The 22716-nt window shown below is 63.3% G+C and carries 25 protein-coding genes; 12 read left to right on the top strand and 13 right to left on the bottom strand.

The genetic code is table 11. From position 1 onward, the window contains the following. Positions 1 to 89 precede the first annotated feature (89 nt). Together AC1D10_RS01285 and AC1D10_RS01280 are read left to right on the top strand one after the other, a co-directional pair. Positions 90 to 1274 carry an HlyD family secretion protein gene (locus tag AC1D10_RS01285; protein WP_477268409.1) on the top strand — a complete coding sequence of 395 codons (1185 nt, stop codon included), beginning with the start codon at positions 90 to 92 and terminating at the stop codon, positions 1272 to 1274. A gap of 22 nt (positions 1275 to 1296) precedes the next feature. Then, entirely contained in the window at positions 1297 to 2892 is a 1596-nt protein-coding gene (locus tag AC1D10_RS01280) for a DHA2 family efflux MFS transporter permease subunit (RefSeq protein ID WP_477268407.1), read from the top strand. A 222-nt stretch (positions 2893 to 3114) separates the two neighbouring features. Here AC1D10_RS01280 and msrB read toward each other — a convergent pair whose 3' ends face one another. The 4 genes from msrB to AC1D10_RS01260 all read right to left on the bottom strand — a co-directional run bounded on the left by msrB (position 3115) and on the right by AC1D10_RS01260 (position 5870). After that, on the bottom strand, positions 3115 to 3618 hold the full coding sequence (gene msrB / locus AC1D10_RS01275; RefSeq protein WP_477268405.1) for a peptide-methionine (R)-S-oxide reductase MsrB: 504 nt from the start codon (positions 3616 to 3618) through the stop codon (positions 3115 to 3117). A 212-nt stretch (positions 3619 to 3830) separates the two neighbouring features. Continuing rightward, on the bottom strand, positions 3831 to 4388 hold the full coding sequence (locus AC1D10_RS01270; RefSeq protein WP_477268403.1) for a fasciclin domain-containing protein: 558 nt from the start codon (positions 4386 to 4388) through the stop codon (positions 3831 to 3833). 214 nt (positions 4389 to 4602) lie between these two features. Continuing rightward, positions 4603 to 5334 carry an anti-sigma factor gene (locus AC1D10_RS01265; RefSeq protein WP_477269792.1) on the bottom strand — a complete coding sequence of 244 codons (732 nt, stop codon included), beginning with the start codon at positions 5332 to 5334 and terminating at the stop codon, positions 4603 to 4605. Continuing rightward, positions 5331 to 5870, bottom strand: a complete 540-nt coding sequence (locus AC1D10_RS01260; protein ID WP_379105067.1) for a sigma-70 family RNA polymerase sigma factor — start codon at positions 5868 to 5870, stop codon at positions 5331 to 5333. The genes AC1D10_RS01265 and AC1D10_RS01260 overlap by 4 nt, the downstream gene beginning before the upstream one ends. Before the next feature lie 237 nt (positions 5871 to 6107). Between AC1D10_RS01260 and AC1D10_RS01255 the strand changes: the two genes are divergently transcribed. Both AC1D10_RS01255 and argB read left to right on the top strand, forming a co-directional pair. Then, positions 6108 to 7604: an amidase gene (locus AC1D10_RS01255; protein WP_477268401.1), complete on the top strand. Its 1497-nt coding sequence runs from the start codon at positions 6108 to 6110 to the stop codon at positions 7602 to 7604. Between the two features lie 217 nt (positions 7605 to 7821). Then, complete coding sequence (argB, locus tag AC1D10_RS01250; protein ID WP_379105064.1) at positions 7822 to 8715, top strand: acetylglutamate kinase; 894 nt, start codon at positions 7822 to 7824, stop codon at positions 8713 to 8715. Between the two features lie 31 nt (positions 8716 to 8746). On the opposite strand, the gene AC1D10_RS01245 is transcribed toward argB, so the two are convergent. From AC1D10_RS01245 to AC1D10_RS01235, 3 genes are all read right to left on the bottom strand, one after another. Next, positions 8747 to 9145 (bottom strand): RidA family protein, encoded by a 399-nt coding sequence (locus AC1D10_RS01245; RefSeq protein ID WP_477268398.1) that lies wholly within the window; start codon positions 9143 to 9145, stop codon positions 8747 to 8749. A gap of 246 nt (positions 9146 to 9391) precedes the next feature. Next, positions 9392 to 10939, bottom strand: coding sequence for a magnesium-protoporphyrin IX monomethyl ester anaerobic oxidative cyclase (bchE, locus tag AC1D10_RS01240; RefSeq protein ID WP_477268396.1), 1548 nt, complete (start codon positions 10937 to 10939; stop codon positions 9392 to 9394). A gap of 116 nt (positions 10940 to 11055) precedes the next feature. Next, entirely contained in the window at positions 11056 to 11532 is a 477-nt protein-coding gene (locus AC1D10_RS01235) for an Lrp/AsnC family transcriptional regulator (protein ID WP_027040109.1), read from the bottom strand. A gap of 139 nt (positions 11533 to 11671) precedes the next feature. Between AC1D10_RS01235 and phhA the strand changes: the two genes are divergently transcribed. Further along, positions 11672 to 12508 carry a phenylalanine 4-monooxygenase gene (gene phhA, locus AC1D10_RS01230; RefSeq protein WP_477268393.1) on the top strand — a complete coding sequence of 279 codons (837 nt, stop codon included), beginning with the start codon at positions 11672 to 11674 and terminating at the stop codon, positions 12506 to 12508. A 106-nt stretch (positions 12509 to 12614) separates the two neighbouring features. Here the strand turns inward: phhA and AC1D10_RS01225 are convergent, their stop codons facing one another. After that, entirely contained in the window at positions 12615 to 13097 is a 483-nt protein-coding gene (locus AC1D10_RS01225; protein WP_477268391.1) for a MarR family winged helix-turn-helix transcriptional regulator, read from the bottom strand. A gap of 95 nt (positions 13098 to 13192) precedes the next feature. On the opposite strand from AC1D10_RS01225, the gene AC1D10_RS01220 reads away from it, so the two are divergent. Then, on the top strand, positions 13193 to 13360 hold the full coding sequence (locus AC1D10_RS01220) for a hypothetical protein (RefSeq protein ID WP_477268389.1): 168 nt from the start codon (positions 13193 to 13195) through the stop codon (positions 13358 to 13360). A 79-nt stretch (positions 13361 to 13439) separates the two neighbouring features. On the opposite strand, the gene AC1D10_RS01215 is transcribed toward AC1D10_RS01220, so the two are convergent. The 3 genes from AC1D10_RS01215 to AC1D10_RS01205 form a co-directional block, all read right to left on the bottom strand. Beyond that, a complete protein-coding gene (locus AC1D10_RS01215) occupies positions 13440 to 14879 on the bottom strand; it encodes a GMC oxidoreductase (RefSeq protein WP_477268387.1) in 1440 nt (479 codons plus the stop codon). Beyond that, a complete protein-coding gene (locus tag AC1D10_RS01210; protein WP_477268385.1) occupies positions 14876 to 15091 on the bottom strand; it encodes a hypothetical protein in 216 nt (71 codons plus the stop codon). The genes AC1D10_RS01215 and AC1D10_RS01210 overlap by 4 nt, the downstream gene beginning before the upstream one ends. Before the next feature lie 202 nt (positions 15092 to 15293). Next, complete coding sequence (locus tag AC1D10_RS01205; RefSeq protein WP_477268383.1) at positions 15294 to 16055, bottom strand: GGDEF domain-containing protein; 762 nt, start codon at positions 16053 to 16055, stop codon at positions 15294 to 15296. A gap of 161 nt (positions 16056 to 16216) precedes the next feature. On the opposite strand from AC1D10_RS01205, the gene AC1D10_RS01200 reads away from it, so the two are divergent. Further along, positions 16217 to 16924 (top strand): pyrimidine 5'-nucleotidase, encoded by a 708-nt coding sequence (locus AC1D10_RS01200; protein ID WP_477268381.1) that lies wholly within the window; start codon positions 16217 to 16219, stop codon positions 16922 to 16924. A gap of 33 nt (positions 16925 to 16957) precedes the next feature. On the opposite strand, the gene AC1D10_RS01195 is transcribed toward AC1D10_RS01200, so the two are convergent. Beyond that, positions 16958 to 17797, bottom strand: coding sequence for an LOG family protein (locus AC1D10_RS01195; protein WP_477268379.1), 840 nt, complete (start codon positions 17795 to 17797; stop codon positions 16958 to 16960). A gap of 228 nt (positions 17798 to 18025) precedes the next feature. Between AC1D10_RS01195 and dapD the strand changes: the two genes are divergently transcribed. The 4 genes from dapD to AC1D10_RS01175 all read left to right on the top strand — a co-directional run bounded on the left by dapD (position 18026) and on the right by AC1D10_RS01175 (position 20463). Further along, positions 18026 to 18880, top strand: coding sequence for a 2,3,4,5-tetrahydropyridine-2,6-dicarboxylate N-succinyltransferase (dapD, locus tag AC1D10_RS01190; protein WP_379105039.1), 855 nt, complete (start codon positions 18026 to 18028; stop codon positions 18878 to 18880). A gap of 70 nt (positions 18881 to 18950) precedes the next feature. Then, positions 18951 to 19304: a DUF805 domain-containing protein gene (locus AC1D10_RS01185; protein WP_477268376.1), complete on the top strand. Its 354-nt coding sequence runs from the start codon at positions 18951 to 18953 to the stop codon at positions 19302 to 19304. Beyond that, complete coding sequence (locus AC1D10_RS01180; protein WP_256752423.1) at positions 19297 to 19674, top strand: DUF805 domain-containing protein; 378 nt, start codon at positions 19297 to 19299, stop codon at positions 19672 to 19674. The genes AC1D10_RS01185 and AC1D10_RS01180 overlap by 8 nt, the downstream gene beginning before the upstream one ends. A gap of 12 nt (positions 19675 to 19686) precedes the next feature. After that, positions 19687 to 20463, top strand: a complete 777-nt coding sequence (locus AC1D10_RS01175; RefSeq protein WP_477268374.1) for a hypothetical protein — start codon at positions 19687 to 19689, stop codon at positions 20461 to 20463. Here AC1D10_RS01175 and AC1D10_RS01170 read toward each other — a convergent pair. Then, positions 20363 to 21406: a 2-dehydropantoate 2-reductase gene (locus AC1D10_RS01170; protein ID WP_477268372.1), complete on the bottom strand. Its 1044-nt coding sequence runs from the start codon at positions 21404 to 21406 to the stop codon at positions 20363 to 20365. The genes AC1D10_RS01175 and AC1D10_RS01170 overlap by 101 nt on opposite strands. 115 nt (positions 21407 to 21521) lie before the next feature. Here AC1D10_RS01170 and dapE point away from each other — a divergent pair, with 115 nt between their 5' ends. Next, positions 21522 to 22715: a succinyl-diaminopimelate desuccinylase gene (gene dapE, locus AC1D10_RS01165; protein ID WP_477268370.1), complete on the top strand. Its 1194-nt coding sequence runs from the start codon at positions 21522 to 21524 to the stop codon at positions 22713 to 22715. Position 22716 lies beyond the last annotated feature (1 nt).

The raw sequence follows: 22716 nt of genomic DNA, 5'->3' as shown, positions 1-22716 counted from the left end.
GTCCTCTTTCCGCGCTATGTCAACGCCCGGATCGAACCGAACGGTTCATTATTATACGTTAGAGACTATTCCAACTTTAGAGAGATGTCATGTCCTCGAACGCGCCGACCACCGCCGAAGTCCGTCCTTTCCCAAATGCCAAGGTCGCGCCGGCGACGGAAGCACCGGAAGTGCCTGTCCTGCCTGCCGTATCGTCGCCGCCGGTGGAGGCTCCGGCCAAGAAGAAGCGCTCGGTGCGCTCCTTTCTGCTGCCGATCATTGGCGTTGCCCTGCTGAGTGCCGGCGCCTGGTACGGTTACAATTACTGGACCACGGGCCGCTTCATGATCTCGACGGACGATGCCTATGTCCAGGCCGACATGGCGTTCATCTCGCCCAAGATTTCCGGCTATGTCGATCAGGTCAAGGTGAGCGAGAACCAGCAGGTCAAGGCTGGCGATCCTCTGCTGGTCGTCGATGACGGTGACTACAAGATTGCTGTCGCCCAGGCCGAGGCGCAGATCGCCACGTTGAGCAAGACGCTCGACCGTATCGACGCCCAGACCGACGCGGCGCGCGCCTCGCTGCAGCAGGCGCAGGCGCAGAAGGTCGCCGACCAGGCCGCGGCCGACAATGCGGCGAAGGTCGCCGATCGTGCCTCGCAACTGCTCAAGACGCATGTCGGCACGCAGGCGCAACTGGACGATGCCCAGACGGCGGTCCAGCAGGCCAATGCCGCCCTTGTCGGCGCCGACGCGCAGATCGCCGCGGCACAGGCCAATATCGGCGTGCTGCAGGCGCAGCGCGCCGAATCGGCAAGCACGCTGGCATCCTTGCAGCTCAGCCATGACAAGGCCGTGCGCGATCTTTCCTTCACCGTGCTCAAGGCGCCTTACGACGGTGTCGTCGGCAATCGCTCGGTCGAGCAGGGCGATCTCGTCAGCCCCGGCCAGAAGCTCGCCGTCATCGTGCCGATGGACAAGCTCTACATCGTCGCAAACTTCAAGGAGACGCAGCTTGCCCGCCTGGTTCCCGGCGAGAAGGTCAAGATTGCGGTCGATGCGACCGACGGCCAGGATTTCGAGGGCACCGTCTCGTCGCTGGCGCCGGCTTCGGGTGCCGTGTTCTCGCTGCTGCCGCCCGAAAACGCCACCGGCAATTTCACCAAGGTGGTGCAGCGCGTCCCGGTCCGCATCGACGTGCCGGCCGACGTGCTGAAGAGCGGCAGGCTGCGCGCCGGCTTGAGTGTCGTCGTCGCCGTCGACAGCCGCACCGCGCCTTCGGCCTCGAATTGAACGGCCGCCGGGGAGCAATGCCATGGCCACCGCAACCCTGACAGCAGGAGCGCCGCCCGCGAGGCCGGCTGTGCCTGACACCATTTCCACGCGGCGCGTCATCGCCTTCCTGGCGATGGTGTTCGGCATGTTCATGGCCATCCTGGACATCCAGATCGTCTCGGCCTCGCTGGCCGAGATCCAGGCCGGCCTGAGCGCCAGCTCCGACGAGATCCCGTGGGTGCAGACCGCCTATCTGATCGCCGAGGTGGTGATGATCCCGCTGTCGGGCTTCCTCAGCCGGATGCTGTCGACACGCGTTCTGTTCACGGTCTCGGCGGCGGGCTTCACCGCAGCCAGCGCGCTGGCAGCGACCGCCACCAACATCGACCAGATGATCGTCTACCGTGCCGTCCAGGGCTTCATCGGTGGTGGCATGATCCCGAGCGTCTTTGCCGCTGCCTTCACCATTTTCCCGCCGTCGCGCCGCGCCGTGGTCTCGCCGATGATCGGCCTGGTGGCGACACTGGCGCCGACCATCGGCCCGACTGTCGGTGGCTATATCAGCCATGCCATGTCCTGGCATTGGCTGTTCCTCATCAATGTCGTGCCCGGCATCCTGGTGACGACGGCGGCCTGGACGCTGATCGACTTCGACAAGCCCAATCTCAAGCTGTTCAGCAAGTTCGACTGGTGGGGTCTCGCCGGCATGGCGGCCTTCCTGGGCTGCATGGAATATGTGCTCGAGGAAGGCCCGAACAATGACTGGCTGCAGGACCAGGGCGTGTTCATCTGCGCCGTCATCATGACCGTCGGCGCGGTGGTCTTCTTCTGGCGGGTGTTCACCGCCGAGGAGCCGATCGTCGACCTGAAGGCGTTCAGCAACGTCAACTTCGCCTTCGGCTCGTTGTTTTCCTTCGTCATCGGCATCGGGCTCTACGGCCTGACCTATCTCTACCCGGTGTTCCTCGGGCGCATCCGCGGCTACGATTCGATGATGATCGGCGAGGCGCTGTTCGTCAGCGGACTGGCGATGTTCGTCACCGCACCGATCTCGGGCATCCTGTCGAGCAAGATGGACCCACGCCTGATGATGATGATCGGCTTCTTTGGCTTCGCCACCGGAACATGGTGGATGACACATCTGACCGCCGACTGGGATTTCTATGAGCTGCTTATCCCGCAGATCCTGCGCGGCTGTTCGATGATGCTATGCATGGTGCCGATCAACAACATCGCGCTCGGCACCTTGCCGCCCGACCGGCTGAAGAATGCGTCAGGCCTGTTCAATCTCACCCGCAACCTCGGTGGCGCGGTCGGCCTGGCGATCATCAACACGGTGCTGATCGACCGCAATGCGTTCCACTACGCAAGGCTCTCCGAGCACGTGCAGTGGGGCAGCGCCGCCGCGCAGACCAAGCTGCAGAACATGACACTCAATTTCGAGCAGACCGCCGGCCTCGACGCGACAAGTGCTGCGATCTCCAAGCTGTCGGGCATGGTGCAGCAGCAGGCCGCGCTGCTGTCCTTCATGGACGTGTTCTATCTGCTGACGGTGCTGTTCGCGACGCTCGGGCTGTTCACCATGATGATCCGCAGGCCGGCAGCGGCCGGTGGCGGCGGTGGTGGCGGCCACTAGAGCAATTCCAGGAAAGTGTGAAACGGTTTTCCATCTGGAATTGCGTCAAAACTAAAGAGATTCAGAGCGGTTCGCCGTTCCGTGAAACGGTGAACTGGTCTGATATCAAAACGTGGACATCCGTTTCGGGAAGCTCCTCCAGTCCACGCCCGAAAATGTCTGACCACGCAAAAAACTCCGGGCCGCAAGCCCGGAGTTTTTCGTTATGCTGATGGGTTCTTGTCAGGCCGTGGCGGGCTTGAAGATCAACGCCACCCCGTTGATGCAGTGTCTTAGGCCGGTCGGCGCCGGGCCGTCGTCGAAGACGTGGCCGAGATGGCCGCCGCAACGGCGGCAATGCACCTCGGTGCGGGTCATGCCGAGCGACCTGTCCACGGTCTTGCCGATGCCATTGGCGATCTCTTGCCAGAAGCTCGGCCAGCCGGTGCCGGAATCGAACTTCGTCTCGGACGGGTAGACCGGAAGGTCGCAGCCGGCACAGGCAAAGATGCCCTTGCGGTGTTCGTTGAGCAGCGGGCTGGTGCCGGGATATTCGGTGCCTTCCTTGCGCAGCACGTCAAAGGCAGCCGGTGACAGGATGGCTTTCCACTCGGCGTCGGTCTTGGTGACCTCGAATTTTTCGGCGGCCAGTGCTGCCTGTGGACTGCCCATGCGCAACACCGTGGCCGCCGCCCCGACGACGCCGATGGCGGCGACACCGCTCAAAAGTAAGTCGCGACGGTTCATGACCAATTCCTCCTGTTGTCTGTCTGCCAAACTATACCGCCACGCGGAAATCAAAAGCCGGTGACGGTGGCCCTCACACGACCACTCCGCGCCGGTCCACATCTCAACAATGTGGGCGGTGCGGAGTGCGCGGGTCGCTTGCTGATCACGGGAGCGAGACCATGCAATCGACGAGAGCCCTTGCTGCGATTTCGTCGGCAGCGAGCCCCTTGTTACATCTTTGGCAAAAGAACCTTGTCGATGACGTGGATGACGCCATTGGACTGTTCGACATCGGCGATCGTCACATTGGCGACATTGCCGTTCTCGTCGGTCACGGTGACCTTGCCGCCGTCGGCCTTCAGCGACAGCTCGCAGCCGCCAACGGTCTTGACCTTGTGGGCGCCGCCATCAGCCTTGGCCATCGCGGCCACGTCCGCCCCCATCGCCTTGGCGCCGATGACATGGCAGGTCAGGATCTTGGTCAGCTTGTCCTTGTTCTCGGGCTTGAGTAGGGTTTCGACCGTGCCGGCCGGAAGCGCGGCAAAGGCGTCGTTGGTCGGCGCGAACACCGTGAACGGCCCGGCGCCCTGCAAGGTTTCGACAAGGCCGGCGGCCTTGACCGCGGCGACCAGCGTCGTGTGGTCCTTCGAGTTCACGGCGTTCTCGACGATGTTCTTGTTGGCATACATGGCGGCACCGCCAACCATAGGGTTTTCGGCATAGGCCGCGGTAGCAAGGGCAGAAACAGCAATCGCGCTGGCAAGCAAAAGGGTGGCGTATCTACGCATGATGTCAAACTCCTCGGGTTTTTCTCTTCCCATCTTTGGGGACGCGAGGAGATACGGAACGCAAATGCGAGAGTTTCAAAAATATCGGGAATTTTTATTTTTATCCATGCCGCCAAGGAGATTTATACGCCAAGCGGCCCGCCGACAAACAGGCCCAACTAGACATGCGTGGCGGAAGATAGACTTCTGGTTTTCCAGTTTCGGTGAAAGTCGGTCAGATGCTCTTCAGATCGCCCGCCGCGACCACCGGTCCGGTCGGCTGTCCGGTCGGCGAACCGCCCGCCGGCTCGAGGCTGACGGCGAGTACCGCGCCCTGGGCGAGCTTCTGCTGGGCTGCCGGCGAGACGACAATATGCGCCGTCGATCCAGCCGGAATGACGCCCATCGAGACCGGCGGGTTCTTGCCCTCGATCATCCACAGCTCGAAGTCCTTGCCGGCGGCGCGCTCGCCGGAGACATGCGACAGGCCGACCTCGTGATGGGCGGCATCGTAGACGGCGAGATATTTGACATCGCTGCCCTCGGCGGCCAGCGAGGCGACGAGGCGCGCCTGCGGCTGCTCGACCGGCGGGTTGAGGGTGGGCACGGCGATGTAGATCGCCAGCGCGGCGACCGCCACTGCTGCGAGGCCACGCCAGAAGGCCAGGCTGGACCACAGCCCGCGGCGCGATTCCGTGGGCGTGGTGACAGTCGCCGCGGGGGATGCGAACAGGCGACGATCGACAGCAGCCTCGACCGAAGCCGGCGGCTCGATTTCCGCGTAGGCAGCGGCGAGCGGCGAGAAAGAGACCTCCCAGCCGTCGACAAGACGGGCGAACCCGGTCTCCGCATCGATGCGCCTGGACGCGATCTGCCGCTCGTCCGCCGACAGCACGCCGAGAACGTATTCGGCAGCGAGCAGGTCGTCGCCTCCACGTTCCGGTCCGTTGTCTTCCGCCAGCGTCATCTTTCCAGACATTCTCTGAGTTTCAACAGGCTGCGGCGCAGCCAGGTACGCATCGTGTTCAACGGCACGCCATGGCGCTCCGCCAGTTCGGCATAGCTCTCGCCCTTGAGATAGGCGCCCCGAACGGCCGCCGCCCGGTCCTTTTCCAGCTCATCGAGACAATGATGGATGCGTTCGGATTCATCACCCGCCACCACCATCGCCTCGGGCCCTGGCGCCGGATCGGCCACATCGAGCGCGGCATCGATATCGACGGCGGGCTTGCGCCGCGCTCTTATGCGATCGATCGCATGGTTGCGCGCGATGGCCACCAGCCAGGAAATCGGGCTCAGATCGGATACGGCAAAACGGTCCGCCTTCGTCCAAATCTTGACGAAGACTTCCTGTAGCGCTTCTTCCGCATCTCCCCGATCATTCAATACACGAAGGCAGACGCCGAAAAGTTTCGCGCTGGTCTGCCTGTAGAGCAGATCGAACGCAGCCCGATCCTTCATCGAAGTCCGGACGATCAGCTTGGTGATGTCCTGCGGCGTCATGCGAGCCAAATTAGGCAATTGCGATGTATTTGCAACGACGGAAACATTCTTGTGCACCTAAAGTTCCCTGCTTCGGGTCGCCCGGGCGTTCGGTCGATTGGCAATGAAATCGCCACTGGCTCCATCTGTTCATTTGAGCATGATCTCTGGACAAACGGGTTCCGTTCGTCCGAGAAAACCGGTTTCCACTTTTCGCGATCATGCTCTAGCTTGCCTTTAGCGACGGGGGGAATGCGCATGTCGGTTGAACATACACTGTGGGCGCAAGACGCAACCGGCCTCGCCGATCTGGTCCGCAAGGGTGAAGTTTCGCCGGTTGAACTGACCGAAGCGGCCATCGCCCGTGCCGAGGCCACCCGTCCCGACATCAACGCCACCGCCGAGCCGCTCTATGATGCCGCGCGGGCCCGCGCGAAGACTGTCGACCGCTCGCTGCCGCTGGCCGGCATTCCTTTCGCCATCAAGGACCTCGGCATCGCCATCAAGGGCGTGCCGACGCATGGCGGCAGCCGCATTCCGGCATGGCTGGCCGATGTCAATTCGGTGCTGACCGACCGCTATCTCGCCGCCGGGCTCATCCCGATCGTCACCTCGACGTCGCCGGAACACGGGCTGCGGCTGGTGACCGAATCCAAGGCATTCGGCATCACCCGCAATCCCTGGAACACCGGCCATACCAGCGGCGGCTCGTCCGGCGGTGCGGCGGCGCTGGTCGCTGCCGGCGTCGTGCCGGTCGCGCATGCCTCCGATGGCGGTGGCTCGATCCGGGTGCCTGCCGCCTGCACCGGACTTGTCGGCCTCAAGACGTCGCGCGGCCGCATACCGCTGACGCCGTTGGTGAGCGAGAGCTGGTATGGCATGGTGGTCGACCATGCGCTCACCCGCTCGGTGCGCGATTGCGCGCTGCTGCTCGACCTCACCCACGGTCCCGACCCTTTATCGCCCTATGCGGCGCTGCCGCCGAAAGGCAGCTTCGCCGCTGCTGCCGCACGCGATCCCGGCAAGCTCAGGCTGGCCGTGTACAGCAAATCGCCGCTCGGCCTGCCGGTCTCGGCCGAGACGCTTGTGGCGCTCGACACGGCGGTGGCGCTCGCCCGCGAGGGCGGTCATACCGTCGAGGACATCGACCTGCCCTTTATCGGGCGCGATTTCCTGGCTGATTTTGCCGGCAGCGTGGCCTCGGCCGTCGCCGGCACGATGCGGGCCGAAGCGCTGCGTGTCGGCCGTTCCGTTTTGGGCGACATCGAGCGGGCGACGCGGGTCGTCGCCCGCTTCGGCGAACATCTGTCGGCCGGCGAGACCTATGCCGGCCTGCAGCGGCTGCATGCTATCTCGAGACAGCTGATCGAAGGGACTGCGCAGTATGATGCCGTGCTGATGCCGATCATTGCGCACCCGCCACTCGCCTGCGGCGCCATGGACCCGAAAGGCGCCGACGAACTCATCGAAAACCTGCTCGACAGGCTTCATCTCAGCGCCTTGCTGAAGCTGAAGCCATTGTTCGGCCAGATGATGGACAAGAGCCTCTGGTTCACCCATTGGCCGGCGATCCAGAATGTCAGCGGCCAGCCGTCGATCGCATTGCCCGTCCATGTCACCGACGCCGGACTGCCGCTCGGCATCCAGGCGGCGGGTCGTCCGGGCGACGAGGAGACGCTGCTGTCGCTTGCCGCGCAGATGGAGAAGATCTCGGGTTGGCTGGGCCGCAGGGCGCCGCTGAGAGTGCCGTCATGATGACGAGGTCGTGAGGCGCTCGAATATGACAGCAAAGCCATTTGCGGCTGGCGCCAATTCCCGCTAAGACGCCGCCGTCCTTTCCAAGTGCATGTCGCCCAAAAGTGTCCAGCGGTTTTGGGATAACGACATGCATAAACCCAGTGCATGTCGCCCAAAAGTGCCCAGCGGTTTTGGGACAACGACATGCATAAACCAAAAGCCGGGAACCAAGCCGATGACGGAGATAACCGCCACCGCCGAAATGCAGGCCGCCCTGCTTTCGCGGGCGCTGCCCTACATGCAGCGCTACGAGAACAAGACCGTCGTGGTGAAATATGGTGGTCACGCCATGGGCAATATCGAGCTTGGCAAGGCTTTCGCCCGTGACATCGCGCTCTTGAAACAATCCGGCGTCAATCCGATTGTCGTCCATGGCGGCGGTCCGCAGATCGGCGCCATGCTGGCCAAGATGGGTATCGAATCGAAGTTCGAGGGCGGCCTGCGCGTCACCGACCAGAAGACGGTCGAGATCGTCGAGATGGTGCTGGCCGGTTCGATCAACAAGGAGATCGTGGCGCTGATCAATGCCGAGGGTGAATGGGCGATCGGCCTGTGCGGCAAGGACGGCAACATGGTTTTTGCCGAAAAGGCGCGCAAGACGATGATCGATCCGGACTCCAACATCGAGCGCGTGCTCGATCTTGGCTTCGTCGGCGAGCCGGTCGAGGTCGACCGCACCTTGCTCGACCTTCTGGCGCGCTCCGAAATGATCCCGGTGCTGGCGCCGGTGGCACCGGGCCGCGACGGCCACACCTACAACATCAACGCCGACACTTTCGCCGGCGCCATTGCCGGCGCCTGCCAGGCGACACGCCTGCTGTTCCTGACCGACGTGCCCGGCGTGCTCGACAAGAACAAGAAGCTGATCGACGAACTGACGGTGGCCGAGGCCAAGGCGCTGATCAGGGATGGCACGGTCTCCGGCGGCATGATCCCCAAGGTCGAGACCTGTATCGAAGCGATCGAGCGCGGCGTCGAAGGCGTCGTCATCCTCAACGGCAAGACGCCGCATTCGGTGCTGCTTGAGCTGTTCACCGAACACGGCGCCGGCACGCTGATCGTGCCCTGAGCGACCCTCTTGGCAGCTTGCTGCCAATCTATCAGGCGGATTGGGGAAGGCGCGCGATGACCTTGATCTCGAAGTCGAATCCCGCCAGCCAGTTTACGCCGACCGCGGTCCAGTTCGTGTAGGGCGGCTCGCCGAACGCCTTCAGTCGAACGGCGTCAATCGCCGGCCATTGCGTGGCCGGATCGGTGTGGAACGTGGTCACGTCGACGATGTCGTCGAACGTGCAGCCGGCGGCCTTCAGCACGGCCGCGAGATTGTCGAAGGCAAGCTGGACCTGCTTTTCGAAGACCGGCTCGGCCGACCCGTCCTCCCGGCTGCCGACCTGGCCCGAGACGAACAGAAAGTCGCCCGAGCGGATCGCCGCCGAATAGCGGTTGATCTCATAGAGGGCCTGCCGGCCGGCAGGGAAGATCGCGTCGCGTTTGGTCATAGTTTCACTCCATCTAGACAAGGCAGACCCAACCCCCGACGATCGCGAAATGGCTTCGCCGGGAAGGCGAGAGCCGGTCGCAAGGCTTCAGGGTCTTGGATCGCTGCGCTCCACTGTCCGGGGCGGCTATTGACATACGCCCCGTATGCCCGATGTGGGTGGATACGGAGCGTATGTCAATACGCATACGCGCCGTATGTTATTTTTCAGAGGTGACGTTAGCCACGGGCCAAGCTCATCGAGCGGTCAGGCATTGGGCGAGATCGGGATCCCAGGCAAAGCCAGCTTGCGCGCCGGGCGGCGAACGGTCATCGATTCCTCCTCGGCGTCCTGCGGCGCGCCCCAGAACTCGGCAAGCGTCGGGCCGTCTTTCACCCGGCCGTCGCGGGCCACAAATCCCCAGACCTCGCGGAACCAGACGCGGCGGCCCATTTGCGTGTACCAGCGCATCGAATGCCGCTGCTCGGGGTCCTTGTGAAACAGGATGCGGGCCAGCGCCTTCGGCCGCGACTGCACCGCTAGTTCGATCAGCTTGACGCTGAAGAACAGCATCCACGGCTTCAGCCTGGTCATCTGCAGCACCTGGTGCTTGTAGTCCCACAGTCGGGCATCCTTCTGGATCACCTTGCGATCGCGCGCGATCCTGAAGAACGGTGTCCAGCGATGCGGCGTCACATACAGCGCCTGGATCTGGTCCGGGTCGTAGGCGATGAGCTGGCGAAAGCCGCGCCATAGGTCGCGAAAACCTTCGTCCTCGAAACCGGCCACCCAGGTCGCCATCGACAGGATGCCGTGCTGGCGCAACAGCCGGATCGCCTCGCGGTCGGATGAGGTGCTGCCGCCCTTGCGGATCAGTTGCAGCGTCTGTTCGTCGGTGGTTTCCATGCCGAGCAGCCAGCGGATGACGCCGGCCTTGCGGTAGAGATGCAGGATGTCGGCATCGCGCACGATGTCGTCGGCGCGGGTCGAGCCGACGATCAGCACCGGCACGTTCTCGGCGATCATGGCGTCGAGAAAGGAGCGCCAGGCCTTCTTCGAAACCGTCGGATTCTCGTCGGCGAGGTTGATCAGCTCGACGCCGTGCTCGCGATGCAGCCAGGCGATCTCCTTGGCGAGTTTCACCGGATCGCGATGCCGCCAGCGGGTCCAGAAGCCGCGCTGGCCACAATAGTTGCACAGATGCGGGCAGCCGCGCGAAAACTGCATGACCACTGCACGCTTGCCGCCCCAATAGCTGTAGCGCCTGTGGTCGATCAGCTCCCACCCGACGCGGTAGGCGTCGAGATCGGCGATGGTCATCGCCGGCTGGGTGGCGAAGGGGCGGCGCAGATCGTCGCGAAAGGCGATGCCGGCCACGCTCGCCTGCGGCTGGTGCATTTCCAGCGCCTCGACTAGCGCCACGACGGTCGCCTCGCCCTCGCCGCGTACGATGAAGTCGAAGGCGTCCGTCGCGGCGAGGATGTCGCGCCAGTGATAGGTCGGGAACACGCCGCCATAGATGACGATGGTCGCCGGTTCGCGCTGCTTGATCATGCGCGCGATGAGCAAGGCGGTCGGGTGCGCCGAGGTCGAGCCGGAATGGCCGATCAGGACGAAATCGGGGCCATCGTCGAGTGCGTTGCACACCACCATGTCGAGCGGCATCGGCCCGAATTCGGCGTCGACGAGCCGCACCTCATGCCCGGCATCGATCAGCGGCCCGCCCAGCGCCAACAGGCCAAGTGGCGGTAGGTGATCGTCGGGCACGCGGCTGCCGATGGCGGTGTGAGGTGGATTGATCAGGACGATTTTCATGGCGGACCCCTGGGATGGTTGGTCCGCGCATGCTGGCCGGCGATATGGACACGCGCTTGGCCCGTTTCAGCAGTTTGCGTGCAGCTTTTCCGCAGGAATGCCGTGGGCGAGCACCATCACCGCCTGAGGTGGCCGAGCGGCACGTGGCCGGGGCCTTTGATGTTCTGCAACACCAGCTGGGTGTGGACGTCACGCACGCCGTCGAGCCGCATCAGCCGGTGCATGACGAAGGCGTTGAGCTCGTCGACCGACGGCACCATGACATGCAGCAGGAAGTCGTGGTCGCCGGTCATCGTCCAGCATGAAGACACCTCGTCCATGCGCTGCACGGCGGCAATGAAGCTTTCGGGCGAGCCGTCGCTGTGGCTGACGAGGCGAACCTGGATGAACACCTCGACCATCAGGCCGACAGCGCGCCGGCTGATCACCGCGGCAAAGCCCTTGATGATGCCGGCCTCCTGCAGCGCTTCGAACCGCCTCGCGCAGGGCGTCGTCGACAGGCCGATCTCTTGCGCCAGCTCGGATACCGGCTTGCGCCCGTCGCGTTGCAGGACATCGAGCATCTTGATCTCGAAATCATCGAATTGAGGCATTTTCACTCCTCTGATGCGGTTGTCGAGTGAATCTTATCTCGAACATCGCGTTTGAGCCATCATCAAAACCGATTTGCCTCGGAAAATCCGGTTAGGATTGCGGCACATTCGCCATTCATGATTTGCGAGGAGAAGAACCATGACGACGATGAGCGTTGCCGAATACGCTCGCGATTGCGCGGCACAAGGGTTGCGCGGCGACTATTCGGTCTGCCGTGCCGATTTCACCGTCTCGCAGGGTTACAATTACAGCGCCGAGGAACAGGCGGTGTGGCGCACGCTGTGCGACCGCCAGACCAAACTGACGCGCAAGCTCGCCCACCACTCCTATCTCGACGGCGTCGAGAAGCTCGGCCTGCTCGACCGCATCCCCGACTTCGACGACGTCAGCGTCAAGCTGCGCAAGCTGACCGGCTGGGAGATCGTCGCCGTACCGGGTCTTATTCCCGCGGCACCGTTTTTCGACCACCTCGCCAACCGCCGATTCCCGGTCACCAACTGGCTGCGGACCAGGCAGGAACTCGACTACATCGTCGAGCCCGACATGTTCCATGATTTCTTCGGTCACGTGCCGGTGCTGTCGCAACCGGTGTTCGCCGACTTCATGCAGATGTACGGCGAGAAGGCCGGCGACATCATTGCGCTGGGCGGCGACGAGATGATCACCCGGCTCTACTGGTACACGGCCGAATATGGCCTGATGCAGGAGAGCGGCCAGAAGCTGAAAGCCTTTGGCGCCGGCCTGATGTCGTCGTTTACCGAATTGCAGTTCGCCGTCGACGGCGAGGACGCTCACCACGTGCCCTTCGACCTCGAAACGGTGATGCGGACGGGTTACGAGATCGACAAGTTCCAGCGCGCCTATTTCGTGCTGCCGTCGTTCGACGCCTTGCGCGATGCTTTCCAGGCCGCCGATTTCGAGGCGATCGTCGCGCGCCGCAAGGGCCAGCCGGCGCTCGATCCGGCGACGGTCTGACGGCTTAAAGCGCGTCGCGTCGAAACGGATTCTTGCGACCCGCTTTAAGTTTTGCTTCTATGCATGTCGTTATCTCAAAAACCGGGCCACTTTTGAGCGACATGCATTAGCCGGCCTCGGCCTTCAGCCGCGCCAGCTGGTCGCGCTGCAGGTCGAGTGCGGCTTTGACGAAGCGCGATATGGTGGCGAGCTCGGCGTCGCTGAAGGTCTCGATCACCTTTTCGCCTTCCCGCGCGATGGCGCCGTAATAGCGCGCCGACAGCTCCCGCGTGGCCTCGGTTGCCTCTATCACCACCTTGCGCCTGTCCTCGAGACTGCGCGTGCGCGTCAGCAGGCCGCGTGCCTCCAGCCGGTCGATCAACGCGGTCACCGCGGCCGGCGTCAGCCCGGTCGCCGTGGCGATCGCGCCGGCCGATTGCGGGCCGCCATACAGCAGTCCCAGGCAATGCCGCTCCGCCGTATTCAGCCCGAGCCTCGTCCCCACCGCTTCGTCGTAGGCCTGCGTCGCGTCCTGCCATTGCATGATCGCAAGACCGATGGCCGTCGTCATTTCGGCACGATTCCCGCTTGACGAATTTACTTCGATCATCTAACTATCAATCTGTCTAACATTTAGACTGTCTCAACAATATGCGGTCGCAGCGCCCACAAGGCAAGAGCCGGCCGCCACCATGGAGTAAAAAAATGAGCTTGATTCAACAGCGCCCGCCCCTCTCGCATGAGGAAGAATTCAAATATGCCAAGCTGGCGCTGGAATGGTATGGCTGGGGCTCCCCCATCGGCCTCGGCATTCTGCTCGTGGCGCTGGCCGCTGCCGCGGTGCTGGTGCGCATCGCCGTCTACGGCTTCTGAGCCATGCCGCGCATCTACCGGCGCCATCATTGGCGCCGGTATTCCCGGGATGCTTCGATATCCCGAGACGTTGGAACCGTCAGACGGTGACCACCTTGCTCAGATGGTCCCCCAGCCGGCAGGCCAGTGCGGTGATGGTCGTCGTCGGGTTGCATTCGCCCGATGTGCAGAACACCGAGGAGCCGCCGACATAGAGGTTGTCCATGCCGTGCACCTTGCAGTTGGCGTCGACCACACTCTTGGTGACGTCGGTGCCCATGCGCGTGCCACCCATATGGTGATGGCCCGCCGTCTCGTCATTGGTCGGGTAGTCGCCGCCATTGGCGATCCAGTCGGCAATGCGCACCCGGCCGAGATTCTTCTCGATCAGCGTCGTGCCGAACAGCCTCAGCCCTTCGAGAAGGGTGCGGCGTTCCAGTTCCGATTTCTTCCAGTGCAGCTCGATGCGCGGCACGCCGGCATGGTCGACATCGGTCTTCGACAGCTCGATCTGGTTGGAGGCCATCGGCGCCTGTTCCCAGGCAACATAGAGCTGGGCCGCGCAGCGCAGGTTCTGGCTGAGCTTGGAGGACATCCACTCGGCCATGTCGGGGGCCGTGCAGGCGAGGTCGGCAATCAGGCTCTTGACGCCCGGATACGGCGTCTCGATCAGCCTGATGCCGAAATTCATGATCTGCAGGCGCTCCATCGCAGCAAGCGTCGGCGAGAAGAAGGCCTCGTTGACGGCATCGACCTCGAACTCGCCATAGTCGTCCAGGATGGCATTGCCGCCCTCGAAGGTCGGATGCTCCATCCAGTAGCGGCCAAGCGCTGTCGCATTCGGCACGACACCGCCGTTCGAGCGCTGGTTCGACCACAAAAGCAGTCGCGAATTTTCCAGTCCACCGGTGCAGACAATGAAATAGTCGGCACTGAAGGATCCGGCATCCTGCCCGTTGGACCACAGCCTGGCGCCCGTCACCCGCTTGCCGTCGCCGGCAAGTTCAGTGGCGTAGGTGTTGAGCACGACCGCGATGTTTCCGCTCCTGTCGAGCTCGTCGGCGAATTTTTCGCCGAAGCGCACCGCCGGGCTCTTGATCAGCTGCACCCAGCGAATGTCGTCGGAGACCGGTACATCCGGCTGGAAATTGGGAAGTTCGAGGATATCGTGCACTTCCCGCAGATAGGGTTCGATGTCGGTGCGGCGGATCGGCCAGCCCGTGTCGGGCGCCCAGGCCTTCGGCTCGAAATCCTGCTTGTCGAGCACGCGGCACCAGCCTGCCCAGTGGTTCGAACTGCCACCCATGAACCGCAGCCGCGTAACGTCGAGATCGAAGTAGAAATCGCCCACCGTGGTGCCACGGTAGAAATCCTGCGACTCGTCGCTGAATTCACGGGAGCCGGCCTCCAGCACCACGACAGGAATGCCCGCGGCGCCAAGCTTGCGCGCAATGGTGGTGCCGGCCGGCCCGGAGCCGAGGATGCAGACCTTGGCGGTGAAGTTGGCGGCGCGAAACGCCTCATAGTTGTCGAAGATCATGCCAGATCGCTCCGCTTCAGGATCCAGCCATTGACCTCGACGATCTCGTTCGGGTCGGGCCGGGTTGGATCGGCCCGGGTTGGATCGGCCCGTGTTGGATCGGAATGCGAGGCATCGGCATCAGGCAGCGTGCGGAACAAGGACAGGGCGGGCAATGCGATGAGCGCCTGCACGATCGTGCGGCGGGATATTTTCTTGATGAAGAAACTCATGACGACTGGTCTCTCGGGTGGGGGCCTCGGCTACGCATGGCGCTCCCGGAAAGACAGGTCCCGGAACGACACATGCATCGCGGCAGAAGCCAGTATCGTGCCAGCCTAGCCGCAAAGCAGCGAAAGCCGGGTAAACGGCGCAACCGAGTGCGAACAGGGTTAGAATTTCGTTAACCGGCCGGGTAGCGGATCGGCCGGATGATCACGCCGCTTCGGAAATGTCCGTGTCGAGGATCGTCAGATTGCGGCCCCGGTGCTTGGCCTGGTAAAGGTGCCGGTCGGCGGCCCGCATCAGGTCCGATACGCTGATATCCTCGCCACAGACGGTCCCGCCGATGCTGACCGTTAGCGGAACGGTCCGCTCGTCGACGGGCCGGAAACGGATCAGCTCGACCTCGCGGCGAATGCGCTCGGCGACCCGCTTGGCCTCCTGGTCAGTGGCACCGATCAGGAAGGCGCCGAACTCCTCGCCGCCGATGCGGCCGAGCACATCGCCGCCGCGCACGCCGCGCTCGATCGCGCTGGCGATCAGAAGCAGCGCGTCATCGCCGGTCAGGTGGCCAAAATTGTCGTTGATCCTCTTGAAGTGGTCGGCGTCGATGATCAGCAATGCGCCGCGATCGGACTTGCGGCGGGAGCCCTCGAGCGCGGCAAAGAAGTTTTCCCGGTTGAGCATGCCGGTCATGTCGTCGCGGCTCGCCTTTTCCGCCAGGCGGCGATGCGCGGCGGCGAGCTGGGCATGGGCTCGGGCGAGATCGCGATGCGCGCTTTTCAGCCTGTCGCTTTGCCAGAAAGTGCTCGCGCTGGCGACCCATGCGAGGACCAGCGGACACAGCGTGGAGGTCAGCCAGATGGTGCGGTTGACCGGAAATCCCATCGCCGGGACGATGATCAGCGTCAGCAGGAGAGAGGCCGCGACAGACGCAAAAGCAACGGCGGCGGATCTCAGAATTATGCTGTTCATCGCGGGCTCCCACAGGTCTGTCTCTGTGCCAGCAAGCCCTGAAGGTCACCTTTCCCGGATGCCTAAAATTTGAATCGTGGTGCCATTTCCGCCACTCTTGACGCGTAGAAGTTGTGGATAAAGTCTCTTTCGGAATGTCCGTTTCATGCCATAAGGAGCGCATGACCACGCTGCCTGATCCCGCCCGCTTCGCCCATGTCACCGACTGGGTGTTCGACCTCGACAACACGCTCTATCCGCATCATTCGAATCTGTTCTCGCAGATCGACGTCAAGATGACCGCCTATGTCGGCGAACTGCTGGCGCTGCCGCGAGAGCAAGCGCGCAAGTTGCAGAAGGAGCTCTATCAGGAATACGGCACGACGTTGAACGGGCTGATGACACGCCACGGCATCGATCCCGACGATTTCCTCGAAAAAGTGCATGACATCGACTATTCATGGCTGGTGCCCGATCCCGTTCTCGGCACCGCCATCCGCCAGCTTCCGGGCCGCAAGTTCATCTTCACCAACGGCGACCGCAGGCACGCCGAACGCACCGCGCGCCAGCTCGGCATTCTCGACCATTTCGACGACATCTTCGATATCGTCGCCGCCGGGCTCAATCCCAAACCGGCGCGCCAGACCTACGAGAAGTTCGCCGAACTTCACGCCGTCACCGGCCACAATGCGGTGATGTTCGAGGATCTTGCCCGCAACCTTGCGGTGCCGAAGTCGCTGGGCATGACCACGGTGCTCGTGGTGCCACGCAATTTCGAGCCGACCTTTTCCGAGATCTGGGAGCGCGACCCGGCCAACGAGGATGATGTCGATTTCGTCACCGACGATCTGGCGAGCTTCCTGACGGCGATCGTCGAAGTTACGGCGTAGGTTCGTCCGTGTTCGGCGGGACGTTGCCTGCTCTCACAGATTGTAGAAGCGGCTGATGATCCCCCAGGCTTCGTCGGCGGTGTCGACGAAGTCGATGATGTCCTGGTCGCCGGGGCTGATCGTGCCCTGTTCGGCGAGGAAATCGAGATCGATCGCCCGTTTCCAGAAGGATTTGCCGAACAGGATCACCGGCACGCGCTCCATGCGGCCGGTCTGGATCAGAGTCAGTGTCTCGAAGAATTCGTCCATCGTGCCGAAGCCGCCGGGAAACACCGCGACAGCCTTGGCGCGCATGACGAAATGCATTTTGCGGATGGCGAAATAGTGGAAGTTGAAGCAGAGCTCCGGCGTCACGTAGATATTCGGGGCCTGCTCATGCGGCAAGACGATGTTGAGGCCGATCGACGGCGCGCCGACGTCGTCGGCGCCACGGTTTCCCGCTTCCATAACGCCGGGCCCGCCGCCGGTCACCACGACATACTCGCGGTAATATGAAGCAGCCGACTGCTGCGAGCAGAGGCGGGCGAACTTGCGCGCCTCCTCGTAATATTTGCTGTTTTCCTCGAGGTTCTTCCTCTGCGTCTCGTTCTTGGCCGCCCAGGCCTCGCCGCCGGGCTCCGGCAGGCGTGCGCCGCCAAATAGGATCACCGTTGAACGGATGCCGCGTTCGGCCAGGATCATTTCCGGTTTCAAGAGTTCGAGCTGCAGCCTGACCGCGCGCAATTCGCGCCGCGTCATGAATTCGGGATCGTTCCAGGCCAGCCGGTATGTCTCGGCACGCGTCTGCGGCGTGTCCGGCACGCTCTTCGACCGCTCCAGATCCTCGTCCGAATGCGGCAGCGGGGTCCATCCCGCCTTTTCCATAGGAGTCATAATTGTCTTACCCGTCCAAATTCTTCAGTTGCGCCGTCCCATGGCGCAGCCGCGATTGACCCCCATTGAGCCTTAACATAAGCAGGTTCCGCAAAAGTGTCCGGCGGTTTTGCGACAAGAACCTGCTACATGCAAAGGCCCAGGCAGGCAAAGCCTGCCAGGGGTCCGCGCGACTTTCAAAACAGGTTAAGGCGCAGCCCCTTAACAGCTTGGTAATGGAGCGAATTCATGTCGAAGCCCGATCTGGCGAGCCTCGAAAAGACCATTGAGAAGGCCTTCGAGGAACGCGACACGATTTCGACTGCGACCCGTGGCGAGACGCGCGACGCCATCCAGTCGGCGCTCGACCTGCTCGACCGCGGCACCGCCCGCGTCGCCGAGCGGCAGGCCGACGGCAAGTGGCACGTCAACCAGTGGCTGAAGAAGGCCGTGCTGTTGTCCTTCCGGCTCAACCCGATGGAGATCATAAAGGGCGGCCCCGGCCAGGCCGTGTGGTGGGACAAGGTGCCGTCGAAGTTCGACGGCTGGAGCGCCGTGGACTTCGAGAAGGCCGGCTTCCGCGCCGTGCCATCGTCGATCGTGCGCCGTTCCGCCTATGTCGCGCCGGGCGCAGTGCTGATGCCGTCCTTCGTCAATGTTGGCGCCTATGTCGACAGCGGCACCATGGTCGATACTTGGGCCTCGGTTGGCTCCTGCGCCCAGATTGGCAAGAACGTGCATCTGTCGGGGGGCGTCGGTATCGGCGGCGTGCTGGAGCCGATGCAGGCCGGTCCTACCATCATCGAGGACAATTGCTTCATCGGCGCGCGCTCGGAAGTGGTCGAAGGCTGCATCGTGCGCGAAGGCTCGGTGCTCGGCATGGGTGTCTTCATCGGCCAGTCGACCAAGATCGTCGACCGCGCCACCGGTGAGGTCTTCTACGGCGAAGTGCCTCCCAACTCGGTCGTGGTGGCTGGTACGATGCCCGGCAAGAACGTGCCGGGCGAAAACTGGGGGCCAAGCCTCTACTGCGCCGTCATCGTCAAGCGTGTCGACGCCAAGACCCGCTCCAAGACCTCGATCAACGAATTGCTGCGCGATTGATCTTTTCCGGAAACGGACGCACCTTCCGCCGGCGCGACAATGAGTCGCGCGTGACTGATGGAGGGGTGACATGGACTGGAAGTATCTGCTGACCAGCTACGAGGGTCGCATCAACCGTGCCAAGTTCTGGGCTTGTGTCGGCGTTGTGTTTGTCGGTGGGATCATCGCGATGATCCTCGACAACATACTCGGCACGACGTTCAACCAAATGCCCTACGGCTTTATCTATTTGCTCTACTCGCTCGCCATGCTCTATTCGATCTTCGCCGTCTACGCCAAGCGCTGGCACGATCGCGGCAAGTCCGGCTGGTGGAGCCTGATCATCCTCGTGCCGATCATCGGCGGGATCTGGTTTCTGGTCGAGTGCGGCATTCTCGAAGGCACCAGGGGTGCCAATCAATATGGACCGGACCCGCTTGCCTGACAGATCGAATCTCACCTGGCTTTTCTTCAAAACCTCGGGCCGCGTCAGTCGCGCGGCCTATTTTCTTGGCGGGTTGCTCGTCGCCATCATACAGGCCTTTCCGCTCTACCGCTTCACGCTGGTGCCGGAAGGCTCGGCCGAGAGCAACATGTGGTCGTTCATCTTCTTCATCGCCTTCATCGCCTCGCTGTGGTCGAACATCGTGCTGGCGGTGAAGCGTCTGCACGACCTCGACAAGCCCGGCATTGCCGCGCTGATCCTGTTCGTGCCGGTGGTCTCGATCGTCGCCTTCCTTGTCTTGTGCCTGTTTCCAGGGCAGCCTGGACCCAACCGCTACGGCCGGCGCACCAACGAGCCGGCAGAGTCCTGAGCGCCAACAGCCATGCGCTACCGCACGCTTGATCCGAAACTGATCATCGACACCGCCGAACGGCTGGAGGGCCGCGTTGCCGACCGTTTTCCCGAGGCTGGACTGCGCGGTGTCGCCGCCGAACTGGTGTCGCTGTCGCGCGATCTGACCAAGGCGGCTCAGGCGCTCGAAGCGCCGATCTGGTGGCTGCGCGGGCTCATCGTCGCCGCCGTCGTCGCCGGCGCGCTGATCTTCCTGTTCGTCGGCACCATCCTGCCGCTCATTCACATCTCCCGGGCCGATGATGCGGTGCAGTCGGTGCAAGGCATCGAAGCCACGATCAACATGATGATCCTCGCTGTGCTCGGCTTCATGGCGTTGATCCGCACCGAGGAGCGCATCAAGCGCAAGCGGGTGTTTCGCCAGCTGCACGGCCTGCGCTCGCTGATCCATGTCATCGACATGCACCAGCTGACCAAGGATCCGGCAGCCCTCTCAGTCAATTTCAAGCCGACCTCGCACTCGCCGGCCCGCATCACCAATGCCGCCGACTTGGCGCGCTACCTCGACTATTGCTCCGAAATGCTGTCGATCACCGGCAAGATCGCGGCGCTGTTCGCGCAGTCGGTCAATGACGACGTGGTCATCGACGGCGTCAACGACATCGAGAACCTGGCATCCAACCTGTCGCGCAAGATCTGGCAGAAGATCACGCTGATCGACGCCCACCCTGCGGGGCAGCAACCTGCTCCGGCGCCAGCCCCGGCGACCCAGGCCGCCTCGCTTCCGCCTCGCGCACCAGCGCGGTAACCCTTTTCAACACGGGCGCCGGCGTACCCGCCTTTTCGGCGAGGCTAAGGACAGCCCCCTGCAATTCATCGATCTCCGTCGGTCGGCCGCGCTGCAGGTCGTCCCACATCGACGAGCGGGCTTGCGGGTCGATTGCCAGCATGCGCCGCGCCAGCAGCCTGAACAGCCAGTCCGGCAGCCTGAGCACCGTCGGCAGCAGCGCCGGCCGCAAGCCGGCGATCCGCGCCGGCTCGATGCCGGACGCTTTCATCGCCGTGAGCGCCTCGTCGATCTGGCCGGCCAGGATCAGCCGCCAGCGACGGTCGGCGAGTTCGGTTGCCAGCGGCAGGTCCGACAGCGCCACCAGCGCGTTGTTCAAATTCATCAGCAGTTTGCCCCACAGCACGGCCCTCATGTCGCCATGCGCTTCGACCGCAAACCCTTCGACGCCGAGAAGGCTGACCAGGCCGGCGTCGCCGTCTTCAATCATCACCTTGCCGTCGCTGGCGCGAAGCACGCGCAGCGGCAGCTCGCCGTCGCGAGACTGCACCACATTGAACGGCACCATGCCGGCCAGCACCGTTCGGCCGTCGACCCCGGTGCGCAGCCTGTCGGCATTGTCGACGCCGTTCTGCAGGCTGATCACCACCGCACCGGGGCGGGCGTGGGCCCTGATGAGGTCTGCCATATCCTGCGTCGCGCCGCTCTTGACCGTCACCAGGATCACATCCGCCTCCGGCAGGGCGACAGCCGGATCGGCGGTGACGACAAGCGCCTCCCGCTTGACCGAGCGGTCGCGGCCCTGGAGGTCGCTGACCCGCAATCCGCCCAGCCGCAACGCCGCCTCGATGCGCGGCCGCGCCAACAGGGTAACCCGCCGTCCGGCGAGCGCCAGGCAGCCGCCGGCATAGCAACCGATGCTGCCGGCGCCGGCAACGACGATCCTTCTGTCCGCGTTTGCCATCTGTCGCTCCGCACCGGGCCGCAACTATACGACATGAAAACCATAATGTCGGCGCCATCACTGGCCCTTATGTCTGGCCGTGACAGGCCCCCCGCTTTCGATTATCGCTTTTGCCATGACGCTTCCGACCGATCCCGCCGAAAACCTTGCTGCCCTTATCCGTTGTGCTTCGGTGACGCCCGCCGAAGGCGGCGCGCTCACCGCGCTGGAGACGATGCTGAAACCGCTCGGCTTCCTGGTCGATCGCCCCGTGTTTTCCGAAGACGGCACGCCGGATATCGAGAACCTCTATGCAAGGCGTTCCGGCAACGGCCCGCATCTGATGTTCGCCGGCCATACCGACGTGGTGCCGGTCGGTGACGAAGCCGCCTGGACGCATCCGCCCTTCGGCGCCGAAATCGCCAATGGCGAGATGTACGGCCGTGGCGCCGTCGACATGAAGGGCGGCATTGCCTGCTTCATTGCCGCCGTAGCGCGCCATGTCGAAAAGAATGGCGGCCCGAAGGGGTCAGTCTCGCTGCTGATCACTGGCGACGAGGAAGGGCCGGCCATCAACGGCACGGTCAAGCTGCTCGAATGGGCGGCTTCCAGGGGCGAGAAATGGGATGCCTCGATCGTCGGCGAGCCGACCAACCCGGACGCGCTTGGCGACATGATCAAGATCGGCCGCCGCGGCTCGATGTCCGGCGCCATCACCGTCAATGGCCGCCAGGGCCATGTCGCCTACCCGCAGCTTGCCGACAATCCGGTGCGCGGGCTGATGAGCCTGGTCGACGCCTTGCTGCATCCTGTCTTCGACAAGGGTACCAGGGATTTCCAGCCGACCAATCTGGAGGTCACCTCCATCGATGTCGGCAACCCGGCCACCAATGTCATTCCGGCCAAGGCGACCGCGACCTTCAACATCCGGTTCAACGACACCTGGACGGCTGAGACCGTCCAGGCGGAAATCCACAATCGCCTCGATCAGGCGGCCAAACGCAAGAAGTACCGGACCGGCAAGAAGACGCCGGTCGACTATGACCTCGTCTGGCGCGACCGGCCGAGCCATGTCTTCCTGACCCGCGACGACAAGTTGATCGAAACGCTCCGCGGCTCGATCAAGTCGGCGGTCGGCAAGGAGCCGACGCTGTCGACCTCGGGCGGCACCAGCGATGCGCGTTTCATCAAGGACTATTGCCCGGTGGTCGAGTTCGGGCTGGTCGGCAAGACCATGCACATGGTCGACGAGCGCGTCGCCATTGCCGATCTCGAAACGCTGACACAAATCTACCAGCGCTTCATCGAAGACTGGTTCGGGCAGGGATGAG

The organism is Mesorhizobium sp. P2_A8, assembly GCF_056404935.1.
This window is presented reverse-complemented; position numbering and strand designations above follow the sequence as displayed.